6 protein-coding genes are annotated in these 13935 nt (G+C 62.4%); all 6 read right to left on the minus strand.

Annotated elements, in window-relative coordinates; genetic code table 11:
* Window positions 1-55: 55 nt before the first annotated feature.
* The 6 genes from ACZ5Y5_RS06435 to apaG all read right to left on the minus strand — a co-directional run bounded on the left by ACZ5Y5_RS06435 (window position 56) and on the right by apaG (window position 13919).
* Window positions 56-1450, minus strand: coding sequence for a TolC family protein (locus tag ACZ5Y5_RS06435; RefSeq protein WP_464810342.1), 1395 nt, complete (start codon window positions 1448-1450; stop codon window positions 56-58).
* 14 nt (window positions 1451-1464) lie between these two features.
* The gene (locus tag ACZ5Y5_RS06440) at window positions 1465-2121 is read right to left on the minus strand and encodes an OmpA family protein (RefSeq protein ID WP_464810343.1); all 657 of its coding nucleotides are present in this window, start codon (window positions 2119-2121) and stop codon (window positions 1465-1467) included.
* A gap of 88 nt (window positions 2122-2209) precedes the next feature.
* Complete coding sequence (locus ACZ5Y5_RS06445; RefSeq protein WP_464810344.1) at window positions 2210-11443, minus strand: beta strand repeat-containing protein; 9234 nt, start codon at window positions 11441-11443, stop codon at window positions 2210-2212.
* A gap of 692 nt (window positions 11444-12135) precedes the next feature.
* Entirely contained in the window at window positions 12136-12699 is a 564-nt protein-coding gene (locus ACZ5Y5_RS06450; RefSeq protein WP_464810345.1) for a tetratricopeptide repeat protein, read from the minus strand.
* A 33-nt stretch (window positions 12700-12732) separates the two neighbouring features.
* Entirely contained in the window at window positions 12733-13524 is a 792-nt protein-coding gene (locus ACZ5Y5_RS06455) for a LysR family transcriptional regulator (protein ID WP_464810346.1), read from the minus strand.
* Entirely contained in the window at window positions 13521-13919 is a 399-nt protein-coding gene (apaG, locus tag ACZ5Y5_RS06460) for a Co2+/Mg2+ efflux protein ApaG (protein WP_464810347.1), read from the minus strand. Before apaG ends, ACZ5Y5_RS06455 begins: the two co-directional genes overlap by 4 nt.
* Window positions 13920-13935: the final 16 nt, after the last annotated feature.

The raw sequence follows: 13935 nt of genomic DNA on the forward strand, positions 1-13935 counted from the left end.
ATTGTTTACCCCGCGCCACCCCGGCTTGCGCCGGAATGACCCCAAAGATGGAAACTCAGCCCGGATAGCGCCGCCGCTGCAATTCGGCGGGCGGCAGATCCGGAACATCATATTTCTTGCGCGCGTAAGGATTTGCGCCCGAAGGCTGCGCGATCCCCAGCGTGTCGAGCAGCTGGTTGGTCGCGGCCAGGATCTGATATTGCGCGAAGATTTCGGAGAAACGGGCCGTCTCGCTGCGAACCTGCGTGTTGAAGCGCGTGTTCTGGCTGTCCAGCACGTCGAGCAGCGAACGCCGCCCCACATTGAACTGCTCGCGATAGGACACCAGCAGCGAGTCCGACACCGTGCCCTGACGCGACAGATCCGCCAGCCGCTTCTTTTCCGTATCCCAACGGTTCCAGGCGGTGCGGACATCATCCTCCGCCTCGCGCTGACGCTGGCTCAGGCGGAAGCGTGCTTCGCTCGCCCGGCGGGTCATCTCCTGCACCTTCGCCCGGTTGATGCCGCCGTTGAAAAGCTGCCAGCGCAGGACCACACGGCCCTGAACATCGTTGGTATTGCCCTTGAAGCCATCGACATCTTCACCGACACGGCCACGCCCTTCCAGGGTCACCGTCGGCCCAAGCTCCGACTTGGCCTCATCCACCACCGCATGGGCGGCCTGAATGTCGGCCTCCGCCTCGCGGATGAGCGGGTTATGCGTGCGAGCAGCGGCGATAGCCTCGTCCAACGTCGGCGGCACCGCGCCTGTCACGGGATCAGGCATGCTCACCTGATCAATCGACAGACCTGTCAGCGTCCGGAAACTGATCGCAGCATTGGTCAGGTCCTGCTCCGCCTCGCTCTTGCGGACCAGAGCAGCCTGAAGCCGTTCCTCGGCCTGCTGCTGGTCAGCGATGCTGATCGAGCCCTTGCTAACGCCCTCGCCCAAGTCGCCAAGCAGCTTACGGTGAAAGGCGATATTGTCCTCGGCAGCTGCGACGACCCGCTGCTGCAGCATATAATCCAGATACTGGCGCGTGACATTGAGCGCCACGAACTGCGACCGCTCGCCTACCCTCAGCGCCGCGCCGTCGATCCGCGCCGCCTGCCGCCGTTTTTCCGCGCTGCGATAGCCGGAGTCGAACAGTGTTTCTTCCGCAACCAGGCTGGCTTCGAGCGGCCAAAGGGTTTGATCCTGGATCCCGATGGCGCGACGGGTGGCATTTTCCAGCCGCCGGACCCCCGCCGAACCTTCGAGGCTGACGCGGGGCAGATAGAGCCCCTTCGCCTGCTCGCGTTCGAACTCAATGGCTTCCTTGTTCTGGATCGCCTGGTTGATTTCCGGATGGCTGTCGATCGCCGCAGCGATCGCGCTCTTGAGGTCCGTAGTCTGTGCCCAGGCCGTCCCCGCCACGGTCGCCACACAAAGGGCGATCAGGCTGCCGCATGTCTTGCGCATCAATGTCATGTTCGCCTCCCCCCTTAATTCGCGCTGGCTGTGATTTCGACGCGGCGGTTCATCGGCTCGCGCACGCCATCGGCGGTTTCGATCTTCAACTGGGTTTCACCCAGTCCGCTGACGGTGATCGCGTCGGCTGCGATGCCGCCCTGTCCCAGCAGACCCGCGACGTTCTGAGCGCGGCGAAGCGACAACCCGTCATTGTAACGATTGCTGCCCGATGTGTCGGTGTAGCCGGTAACGCCGAAGCGCTTCCATCCACATTGGGCGGCCGACTGCGTCAGCTGGCTGACGGTAGCCGCACCCTCGGGCACAGGCGTATCCATGTTCCAGTCAAAGAAGATGGACACCGCCGGTGCGGTGCAGTCCAGCGCGGGTGGGGCTGAACCTGCGGCCGACACCGGCGGCGGTGGCGGCGCCGAAAGGCGTGCCACAAAGTCGTCGCACTTGTTGATGCTGTCCGCATCCTTCGTGCCGGATTTGATGAAACCGATGGCGATGCCGCACTGGTTCTTGGCCTCTACGGCCCAGGTCCAGCGGCTGTCCTGCGCGGCGCGCACGCTCGCGTCCCCCACAGCGGCTACTGCCGTGTCATAGCGGCTCCTGAGCGCATCCCGCAATTCCGGCTTGCTCAGTTGCAGCAGAGGCGATGCCGGGGCCGCCCATGCGGCCGTAGACATCATCCCCATCAGCAAGCCGAAGGAAGCGATCCTCCCCACCCCGTTTATCATGTTCAATCTCCCCAATTTACCCCGCGAGAATTCCAGATCAGCCATGGGCCACCGCCATCGCCTCATGCGCCGCGATCGCGGCTTCGAAGACCGCTGCTGCGGCTGCCATATGTCCAAGGTCCACCGGCTCTGCCGCAATCGGGTTCAGCAGCACCGGCGTCGGAGCATGCTCCCCGCCCGGAAGCGCAGCGAGAAGCGCGTCGATATGCGGCGTATCATGTGCGCCCAGCGCTTCCTTCACCACCTCCGCCGCTGCAGGATTGGCGTTGGCGGTTGCCTGCGCCGCAGCCAGAGCTGCTGCCGCATTGCCGTCAAAGGAGGGTAGGCTGATTGACTGGGCCAGCAGCGTCTGATGATCCCCAAGGGTCGGCTGATCAGCCTGCGCCGTGTCGGTAGGAGCCGGTGCCGACGAAGCGCTATGGTCCGCCAGCGTGGCATGATCGGGCGCGGGTTCTTCAGAGCCGTGGCTGGCCTGCTGAACGGGCTGCTCGGCTGAGTGCGCCGACTGATCATCGCTCGGTTCCGACAGGGTCTTGGTCTCGTTGTCGGTCAACGGTTCGGACGTCGTCGCGCTCGCCGGTACAGTTTCTGCCGTCGCCACAGGCGTCGTTTCCGTGCTGGTCGGGCTCTGCTGCTTTTCGTCCTGCGTTTCCGCTGCGCCCGCAACCGCGACCAAGCTGGCAGCAACCAGCGCCTGATTGAAGCCGCTCGCCGTCGTGTTGTCCGCCCTTAATTCGCTGTCCTTGGGCGCAGTGGTGAACACGGCGTCGCCGATCGTTCCCTTACTACCATCGGTCCGCACGAAGCTCGCCTCGCCCAGCACTGTGACATCGCCGTTGGCGGCCGCATAGCTCTTGCCATCGGAGTTGAGGTCAATCGCCGCTATGCCCGCCGCGGTCAGCGTCCTGACCTCGCCTGCATCTACATGACCGTTGCCGTTCACATCCTGCCACAGGCCGAACTCGCCAAAGGCAGTGTCCTTCGCGTCAAAGACGCCATCACCATTGCTGTCATAAGCAAGGCGCAAGCCTTCCAGATCGCTCTTGGCGCCCGACGCGTCGTCAGAGAAGACGATGTCATAGGCGGCGCCAACGGTGTGGACGAGCAGCCCATCATCGGCACTCACCCACGCCGTGTTGACCGCGCCAGCGCCATAATCATGGCTGACCCCGGCTGCGAGCGACAAGAATTCCAGCCCATCGCCATCGAGATCGATTGCAATCGGCGCAGCCGGCGTGGCGGGCGTCAAGCCATCCTTCACATGAACGCTGAAGTTCTGGGTGGCGGTGGTGTCCCCGTCATTGTCGGTGAATTGCAGGGTGAAGGGGATCGTCTTGTCGATCGAACTGCTGGCCACGCCGACATTGGTGAGATTGAGCTTCATCTCGCCGCTCGATTGATAGACATCGATCCAGTCGATCAGCGCCCCTGCCGGTGCGGAGATCTTCTGCTGATTGTCCGCATCGGGCCCGTTGATTTCGAATACCCCGCGGGTGCCATCAGTGTAGTGCGCAACGAAGATGATCTTTTCGCCCGCCCCAAAGTTGAAGAAGGAGAAGGTGGCGTAAGAGGCGTTCACAATATTGTACGTGTTGGGAGGCGTGTATCCACCTGCACCGTCATAGTCGGCCAGCGGACCGAAATCGAAGCGGAGGAATTCCCCTGCATCGAAGTTATTATTTGCAAGGCCCCAGCCCTGGGTGGAGCCGTTGACATTGCTCGTCTGGGTCGCGGTGACGGCGCCAGTGGCCTCCCAGGTGGAGATCTCTGCCGGCGTGAAACCGCCCGTGGGCGCCCAGCCGGTGACATAGACCAGCTGTTGCGAAGTCGCCTTGTCGGTGACGACGATTTCGTTGCTCGGTCCGCTACCAAATGCGCTTCCCTGACCGATCGGAACATCGGTTACCGTCGGGTCGAGCTTCGTCACCAGATCGAATACATATTGACCCGAAGTCCCGGCGTTCGGATTGACCGTCAGCGTAAAGACCGTGGTGTCACCTGCATTGAAGCCGCCGCTATGATCCGCATCGACATAGCCGGTCAGCACATTGCCGCTCTGCGATGTCACTACAGCCTGGCCGCCGACCGTAATGGACGATGTGTTGGCGGTGATGACCATCGAGCCGGTACCATCCGCGCCGGGCACATAGTGCAGCGTGCCCACCGCTGGCGCAGTTGCGACATTATTGTCGGTCTGCTGGTTCTGCACCGTGCCAAGCGTCGGCGTGTCATCGACGATGCGAACGACCAGATTGTCGCTGGCCGTCGTTCCGCCAATACCATTCACTGCAAGCGCCACGGTGTCATCGAAGTTGGCGGGTGTAGCGCCAGCATAGCTGTCATTGTCGATGGTGGCGTTCAGCGTGTAGCTGTAGCTCACCGCACCGGTCCCGGCATTGTAACCGGTCAGGCGCAACGTGCCCTCACCAGTGTTCACCACGCCATTGGTGGTGCCGAACGCCTGCATCTGCGCCAGGGTGAAGGTCGTGCCTCCCACCACGATATTAGAGATGCCGTCGGTTGCCGTGACCGTGAACGTGCCCACGGTGATATGTGAGTTATTGTGGAGCGAACCCGTCGGCAGACCAGCTTCATAAACCGTGGCGTCAGGTCCAGTGGCCGCTGCCGTCGTCACCGTCGCACTGTCGGCAGCGCCCTTGACCGTGATCACCAGCTTGGCCGACGACGGATCGCCATCGGCATCTTTCATCGTGTAGTTGAGCGTGAAGTCCTTGCTGAACGCCGCGCCCAGCGCCTGCGTTGCAGCGCGGCTGTTGTCGAGGACATAACTCCAGGTGCCGTTCGCATTCTGCGTCAGCGTGCCATAGCTGTTGAGCTCGGTGATGGCGGCCGTATCGTTAGCACTCCAGGAAACGAAGCTCTTGGGCTGGTCGGCACCTGCCACATCATTGGTGAGCACATTACCCGACAGCGAACTCGCGCCATCCTCGGTCACCGTGCCACCCGCATCATCAACCGCCTGCGGCGTGTCATCCACGATGCGGACCACCAGCGTGTCGCTGGCAGTCGTCCCGCCAATACCATTCACCGCCAGCGCGACGCTGTCGTCGAAGTTGGCGGGCGTAGCGCCAGCATAGCTGTCATTGTCGATGGTGGCGTTCAGCGTGTAGCTGTAGCTCACCGCACCGGTCCCGGCATTGTAACCGGTCAGGCGCAGCGTCCCCTCGCCAGTGTTCACCACGCCGTTGGGGGTGCCGAACGTCTGCATCTGCGCCAGGGTGAAGGTCGTGCCGCCCACAACAATGTTGGCGATGCCGTCGGTGGCCGTCACGGTGAAGCTGCCCGTCGTCACGTGCGAGCCGTCATGCGCGGATCCGGTTGATAGGCCAGCTTCATAAACCGTAGCGTCCGGTCCAGTGGCCGCTGCCGTAGTCACGGTCGCACTGTCTGCCGCGCCCTTGACCGTGATCACCAGCTTGGCTGACGACGGGTCGCCATCGGCGTCCTGCATCGTGTAGTTGAGCGTGAAATCCTTGCTGAACCCCGCCCCTAGCGCCTGCGTTGCAGCGCGGCTGTTGTCGAGGACATAGCTCCAGGTGCCGTTCGCATTCTGCGTCAGCGTGCCATAGCTATTGAGCTCAGCGATCGCCGCCGTGTCGGCGGCCCAGGAAGCGAAGCTCTTGGGCTGGTCGGCGCCTGCCACATCATTGGTGAGCACATTGCCCGACAGCGAACTCGCGCCATCCTCGGTCACCGTGCCGCCGGCATCATCAAGCGCCTGCGGCGTGTCATCCACGATGCGGACCACCAGCGTGTCGCTGGCAGTCGTCCCGCCAATACCATTCACTGCCAGTGCGACGCTGTCGTCGAAATTGGTCGGTGTAGCGCCAGCATAGCTGTCATTGTCGATGGTGGCGTTCAGCGTGTAGCTGTAGCTCACCGCGCCGGTCCCGGCATTGTAACCGGTCAGGCGCAACGTGCCCTCACCAGTGTTCACCACGCCATTGGTGGTGCCGAACGCCTGCATCTGCGCCAGGGTGAAGGTGGTGCCACCCACAACAATGTTGGCGATGCCGTCGGTGGCCGTCACGGTGAAGGTGCCCGTCGTCACGTGCGAGCCGTCATGCGCGGATCCGGTTGATAGGCCAGCTTCATAAACCGTGGCGTCAGGTCCAGTGGCCGCTGCCGTCGTCACGGTCGCACTGTCTGCCGCGCCCTTGACCGTGATCACCAGCTTGGCTGACGACGGGTCGCCGTCCGCGTCCTGCATCGTGTAGTTGAGCGTGAAATCCTTGCTGAACGCTGCACCCAGCGCCTGCGTTGCAGCACGGCTATTGTCGAGGACATAAGTCCAGGTGCCGTTCGCATTCTGCGTCAGCGTGCCATAGCTGTTGAGCTCGGTGATGGCGGCCGCATCGGTAGCACTCCAGGAAACGAAGCTCTTGGGCTGGTCGGCACCTGCCACATCATTGGTGAGCACATTGCCCGACAGCGAACTCGCGCCGTCCTCGGTCACCGTGCCACCCGCATCGTCAACCGCCTGAGGCGCGTCGTCGATGATGCGGACCACCAGTTCATCACTGCCGGTCGAACCGCCGATGCTGTTGACCGTCAGCAGCACCGTATCGTCGAACGCGGTCGGCGTCGCGCCAGCATAGCTATCATTGTCGATCGTCGCGGTCAGCGTATAGCTGTAGTTCACGACCCCCGTCGCGCTGTTGAAGCCGGTGAGGCGCAGCGTACCTTCGCCAGTGTTCACCACGCCATTGGTGGTGCCGAACGCCTGCATCTGCGCCAGGGTGAAGGTCGTGCCACCCACAACAATGTTGGCGATGCCATCGGTCGCCGTCACGGTGAAGCTGCCCGTCGTCACATACGAACCGTCGTTCAATGATCCGGTCGGCAGCCCAGCTTCATAGACGGTGTTGTCCGGGCCCGTAGGCGCCGCCGTCGTGACGGTCGCGTCATCGGCAGAACCGTGAACCGTGATCACCAGCTTGGCCGAAGACGGGTCGCCATCGGCATCCTGCATCGTATAGTTGAGCGTGAAGTCCTTGCTGAACGCCGCCCCCAGCGCCTGCGTTGCAGCGCGGCTGTTGTCGAGGACATAGCTCCATGTGCCGTCGCTGTTCTGCGTCAGCGTGCCATAGGTGTTTAGTTCAGCGATAGCGGCCGTGTCCGCGCCCCAGCCCACGAAGCTGCTCGGGGAATCCGCGCCGGGCACATCGTTCGTCAGGACATTGCCCGACAGCGTGCTCACGGCGCCATCCTCGGTCACGACGCCCCCTGCGTCGTCGATCGCATGCGGCACATCATCGACGATGGCGATGGTCAAGCTGCTGCTCGCCGGATCGCCGTCCTGGTCCGTCAGCACGATATCGAAGCTGACACTGGTGCCGTCGCCGGACGTATTGTCCTTCAGCGTATAGGTGTAGGTGAAGGAACCGTCGCCGGTCAGGTCGTCATAGCTGCCGCCGGTGATAACCAGCGTGCCGGTGCCATTGTCCACCACCGTTTGCGGGAACAGCGAGGGATCGAGCGCCACGCCGCCAACCGTCAGAGACTGAATACCATCGGCAGAATGGAAATTGACGGTGCCCGACACCGCCTCGCGCGGATCGCCATTGGGGCCGGGTGCCGCCTGTTCACCCGAACCTTCGGACTCGCCCGGACGCGCGGGCAGGCCCGCTTCATAGACGGTCGTCGTCTCCCCGCCAGCTTCAGGTATTGCGAGCGTCGGCGTGGAATCCGCGATCGAGATCGTCAGAGTCGTCGGCGACGTGCTGCCATCGCCATCGGCCAGGACATAGAGGAACTTGTCCTCCACGCCGCCTGGCGTCTCGGTGAAGCGGGTATAGCTGTAATCGCCGTTGGAGAAGAGCGTCAGGTCGCCATATTGGCCATGAATGACAGCCGAAGCGCCCGGAGGCACGCCCTGGCCGCTGGCCTGCACGAAGACGCCGCCCACGATGCTGCCGCCGAAGCTGACACGTGCCCCCACACTGTCAGCGCCCAACACATCGGCGCCCGCTGCCCCACTGGTGGTGCCAAGGCCAGTGATGACATTGCCCGCTTCAGCCGCAAAACTGCCCGACGCTACCGTGTCGGTGTCGGCCAGAGCGTGCGGCTTGTCATCGATGATCGCGATAGCCAGGCTGCTGCTGGCCGGATCGCCATCCTCGTCGGTCAGCACGATATCGAAACTGATGCTGGTGTTGGCGTTGCCGGAGGTGTTGTCCTTCAGCGTATAGGTATAGGTAAAGGAACCGTCTCCGGTCAGCTCATCAAAGCTTCCGCCGGTGATCACCAGCGTACCCGTGGCGTTGTCCACCACCGTCTGCGGGAACAACGAAGGATCGAGCGCCACGCCGCCAACCGTCAGCGACTGGATGCCATCACCCGAATGGAAGTTGACGGTACCCGACACGGCTTCGCGCGGATCACCGTTGGCTCCGGGAGCCGCCTGTTCACCCGAACCTTGGGACTCGCCAGCGCGCGCCGGCAGACCCGCTTCATAGACGGTCGTCGTCTCGCCGCCCGCTGCGGGCGTGGTGACGGTCGGAAGCGAGTCCCCGATCGAGATGGTCAGCGTCGCGGGTGAAGTGCTGCCGTCACTGTCAGCCAGGACGTAAACGAACTTGTCCTCCACGCCGCCCGGCGTCTCGGTGAACCGGGTGTAGCTATAATCGCCATTGGAGAAGAGCGTCAGGTCGCCATATTGGCCATGAATGACAGCCGAAGCGCCCGGAGGCACGCCCTGCCCACTGCCGGGCACGAAGACGCCGCCCACGATGCTGCCGCCGAAGCTCACATGCGCGCCCGCCCCGTCGGCGCCGAGCACATCCGCGCCCGTCGCGCCACTGGTGGTGCCGGCGCCGGTGATGACATTGCCAGTTTCGGCTGCGAAGCTCCCCGCTGCCACCGTATCAGTATCCGGTAGCGCCTGGGGTTTGTCATCGACAATGGCGATGGTCAGCGTGGTTGCTGCCGGGTCCCCGTCGCTGTCGGTCACGGTGATGGCGAAATCGTCATGCGTGCCGTTGCCGGAGGTATTGGTTTCCAGCGTGTAACTATAGGTATAGCCGGCCGCCGGCGAACCGGTGATCGTCAAGGTACCGAAGGCGCCTTTCACGGTTCCGCCGTTGGTGACGTCCACATTGTTGACGAACAGCGTGCCGACCGTGTCGTTTCCGGTCGTAATGACCAGCGCGCCGACTGCGGTTTCCGCCGTAGAGGCGGCATTCGAGCCGTTGGGGTTGAGCGCCGACTCATCGACCAGCGTGTCGGAGCTTTCCGCGATCAGGATGGTCGGCGTGGAGTCCGGCAACAGGGTGACGGTAACCGTCGCCTGCGATGTGTCACCGTCGCCATCCTCGATCTGATAGATGAAGCTCGCAGTGCCTTCCTGCCCCGCGGCAGGCGTGAAGGTGAAGAGCCCGGTTACCGCGTCATAGCTGACGCTGCCCAGCGCCGGGCCGCTGACGATAGTAACCTTCGGCGTCGTCGCATTGTGGATATCCACGCCGTCTGCACCGAACACGTCGTTGGTGAAGGCGTTGATGACGATGGGCGCATTTTCCGCCGTCTGCGTGGCAGCATCGTCATGCGCCGTCGGCACATCATCCTTGATCGTGATGACCAGCGTGCCGGGCGCAGAGGCGTCGCCATCAACATCGGTCACGACGACGGTGAACTTGTCCGTCACATCGTCGCCGGATGTATTGTCGGTCACGGTATAGCTGTAATTGATCGATCCAGGCGCGATGCCGGTGATGGTAAGCGTGCCGCTGGTACCGGCAATCTGCTGGCCCACCGCGGTGACGGTCACGCCGTTGATCGTCACGGTCGCCGGCATGTCCGGTGCCACATAGGTGATCGTGCCGTTGGTCGTCTCGATGGTGGCAGGGGCATCCGAACCGGGCGATTCACCTGGGCGGTTTTCAGTACCCAGGCCTGCCTCGTCGACCACGGTGCCCGCGCCGGAGGTCGGTATGGAAGTGATGACCGCCCCGCTGTCACCGATGTTGATCGTCAGCGTCGCGGGCGACAGATCACCGTCGCCGTCGCGCACCGTATAGGTGAAGTTATCGCTGACCCCGCCCGGAGTTCCAGCCGAGCGGACATAGCTATAGCTGCCGTCGCCGTTCAGCGTCAGGATACCGTACAGCCCTTGGATCGCGTGGCCGACCGTATTTGCATTGTCGAGCGCGGCACCGTTGGCACCTGCAGCAACGCCCACGACCGGACCGCTTGCGGCGAAGCCGTCAGCGCCGCTGACGTCGGCGCCTGCGGTGCCTGAGGTCGTGCCCGCGCCGGTGACGACATTGCCGGTTTCCGGGCCATAGGTGCCTGCGGCCACCAGGTCCGCATCATTACGCGCCAGCGGCGCATCGTCTGCGATCGATATGGTCAGCGTAGCCGTCGCCTGATCGCCATCGCTATCAGTCACCACCACCGTGAAGACTTCAGCCGGCGGCGTTCCTACCACATTGTCGCTCAGCACATAGCTGTAGCCGATCGCATCGGGCGCAATAGACGTGATCGTCAGCACGCCGAGCGGCGTCGACACCGTCTGACCAACCGTGGTGATGGGCGTGCCGTTGATAGTCACGCCGGCCAGGCCATCATTCGCCGTGATCTGGATAGTACCGCTGGTGCGCTCGCTGTCGCTTGCTGCCGCAGTGCCCGCCGGTTCCTCGCCGCGCGCGGGCAAGCCCGCTTCGCTAACACCGGCTGTTGCGTTGATAGCGCCGGCCGGTTGATTGGGTGTTACGATCGTGACTTCGGGCGCTTCGTTCGGAGCGATCGGCAGGATCTCGCGCTCTTCGGGCTGACTGAAAGACAATTCGGTTGGCGGCAGCAGATCGCCCAGCCCATGAGGATCACCCACTTCGCCATCAGCAGCCAGGAAGTTGCCCCCGGAACTGCGCGCCGGACCGGCGGCAGGTTGCGGTTCCTCGCCGATTAGCAGAGCGGCCAAGTTTACCGACGGGATTTCAACGTCGCCGACAACGATCCGCGGCACGACCACTGCGCCGTCGAGGATCACCATCTGGGTGCCATCGGGCAGCGTGACGACCAGGTTGCGGCCGTCGACCTCGATATTGTTGATGTCGGTTCCAGCGGGCAGCACGACCGTGCCGTCAGGACCCGGCGTTACGGTGCGCATCGATCCAGGTTGAATGGGATGACCCTTCACCCGCGCGGCGAGAGCGGCCAGTTCCGGCTCAGGTGCCTGCTGACGGTCAGCGGCGGCATCGACATTCCATTCGCGCTCGAAATCCATCTTTCCATCCCAACCTGTCGCCATGGGACGGGCGAAAGACGCGCGCAGAAGACTGTTTCCGAACGCAGTCACGCATTCGAATTTCCATCTTCATCGACATGGCATTAGCGGATCAGCTATTGCCCCTTGTCTGCAATCTCCCGCCGGCTGGACATCACTAGTCCTTACCGCCCCGGATTAACCCTATCGTCTTATTGCTTCTGACCCGATGAGTTATCTTATTAGGCAGGAATAAAGTGAGTCATCTAAAATCAACTTTTGTTAACCATTTTAATGGATTGGGGCCGAAAAAATAACTCACAGCCTATTTCTTTAGATATAGATTATTTATTTCAACTATATCTTGCGGCTTATGTCTCAGCTTTAATCAAGGTTAATTAAGCTGACGCCGAATTTGGCGACTCGGGGCCATTGCCGGAGGACATTCCTTGCTATGGCCGACATGACCACGGGCGTACGCTGGGCTGGAAATCAAAGCGGGCGACCAGCCCTTCGGCCGATCGCCCGCCATTTTTTGCGACCCATAGGATTTCTGTTCCGGTGTCGTGGTCAGTTCCCCAAGCTCACACCAATGCATGCACTGGCGGAAGTTATGGGAAAATCAAACGCCCCCGTCCGATGGATGGCTTTGGATAACAATCGCAGATTGTTTAGCAATTCACCTGAAGGTCTATCACTGAAGATATAAGTAACGAGCCAAAGTCCTGAACAATCTTTTACTCGCCTCCTGCGGTTGCGCTAAGCTCCGGTATTCCTGACAGGATTTTTTCCATCCGGCGACTGCGTTCGCTCGCCGACCCGGTGGTGCGGCGAAATGTTTCCAGCGCATATTTCGCCAATGGCCTCGCTGCATCGGGCCGTTTGTGCGCCAGATAGAAGTCGATGAGATTCTCCAGCGCCATCTGGCAATTGGGATCATCCTCACCCCTGGTGCGAAGATAGCTATCGAAGACACGCCGCAACAATTGTTCCGCTTCCCGATAGCGCCCCACCGACTCGAGCGGCAACGCCAGATCATTGACAGAGATTAGCGTGCGAGGGTCATCGGCCCCGAACAACTCTTCGCCTAAGGCCAGCGCCTTGCGCGCAGAGTCGATCGCTTCGGCCGCATGCCCTTGCCCATAGGCAGATTGCGCCGCAGCCACCAAGGCGCGCCACTCCTTCTCGCGCGCCTCCGTCACCCCCGCGACATAGCGCGCCTGAGCCCAAAGCGGCGGCGAAAGACAAATTATCAGAAGAGCGCCTGAACCCGCGATTTTGGCGAAGATTTTATGGGCCATTTCCCCTCCCCACAGCCACGGACCGCCGGATGATCAGGAAGTCAGTGCCTCGATCAACGCCTTGACCTTTTTCTGCCGCCATTGGGGCAAGGGAGCAATCAGCCAATAAGCGAACGGCGTCTCTATCGTGTCACCCACCGGGCGCACTCGTCCTGCACCAATGTCGGCTTGCGCCAGCAGCAGCGGCACCGTGGCTCGTCCAAAGCCGTTGATGGCCGCCTCAATGGCAAGCCCGGCGTCGGCCACACGAATCGTTGTAGGCTCACCCCCGGCGGGACAGCCCGGCCAATCGATGCGATGTTCTGGTCCTCCCTGCGCTGCCTCGACGGTTACGAAGCGCGCCTCGCCCAGCTTCACGCCTTCATGCTCACCAGGCCCTTCGGCCAGCCGGAGCGCCAGGTCGAGATTGGCCTCGGTGAAATCGAGCGTGTCGTCGGCCGCGACGAGAGCGAATTTCAGGTCAGGCTGGCTCGCCGCATAGCTTGCAAGGCGTGCCTGCAGCCATTTGGCGGTTATGTCCCGCGGCGCCGCGATCGTCAGCGAGGAACTGGACTGCCCCGCCTGCATAGCGCGCACCGCTTCTTCAAATTCCAGGAATCCCGCCCTCAGCGCCTCAAGTCCGGCTTCTGTCTCCGGTGTCAGTTCCAGCCCCTTGGGCGTACGTCGGAACAGCACAACGCCGAGCAGGTCCTCGAGCGCGCGGATCTGCTGCCCGACGGCGGCTGGTGTCACGGCCAACTCATCAGCAGCCCGGGTGAAGGACAGGTGCCGCGCTGCCGCATCCAGGACGCGCAGGCCGTTGAGCGGCAAATGGGTACGCTTCATTCAGCAACCGCCGGAGCTATGAGCGCGAAGTGAGGAATGGCGATATCGAACGTCTCCCCGCTGGCGCCGATCATATGATAATGGCCCTTCATCGATCCGGTCGGTGTATTGAGCGGGCAGCCCGACACATAATCATAGCTTCTGCCCGGCTGCACCACCGGCTGCTCTCCGACGACTCCGTCGCCGTCCACCCGATGCTGCGTCCCCCGTCCATCGGTGATGACCCAATGGCGGGTCAGCAATTGCACCGGCTGGTCTCCATCATTCTCGATCCGAATATGATAGGCCCAGAACCAGCGCCCCCGATCCGGCTCCGACTGTTCAGGCAGGAAGGTGACGGCCACATGCACGTTGATGTCGCGCGTGGTCGCGTGGAAGGGAAAGAGCGCGTTCACGGATTAAGAAATGCGC

This window comes from Sphingobium sp. TomTYG65 (genome assembly GCF_055395525.1).

Bases quoted from the DNA above. Each gene is read 5' to 3' on its own strand.
- ACZ5Y5_RS06445 (WP_464810344.1), bottom strand. From the start codon at position 11,443: ATGGCGACAGGTTGGGATGGAAAGATGGATTTCGAGCGCGAATGGAAT.
- ACZ5Y5_RS06455 (WP_464810346.1), bottom strand. From the start codon at position 13,524: ATGAAGCGTACCCATTTGCCGCTCAACGGCCTGCGCGTCCTGGATGCG.
- ACZ5Y5_RS06440 (WP_464810343.1), bottom strand. From the start codon at position 2,121: ATGTCTACGGCCGCATGGGCGGCCCCGGCATCGCCTCTGCTGCAACTG.
- ACZ5Y5_RS06435 (WP_464810342.1), bottom strand. From the start codon at position 1,450: ATGACATTGATGCGCAAGACATGCGGCAGCCTGATCGCCCTTTGTGTG.
- ACZ5Y5_RS06450 (WP_464810345.1), bottom strand. From the start codon at position 12,699: ATGGCCCATAAAATCTTCGCCAAAATCGCGGGTTCAGGCGCTCTTCTG.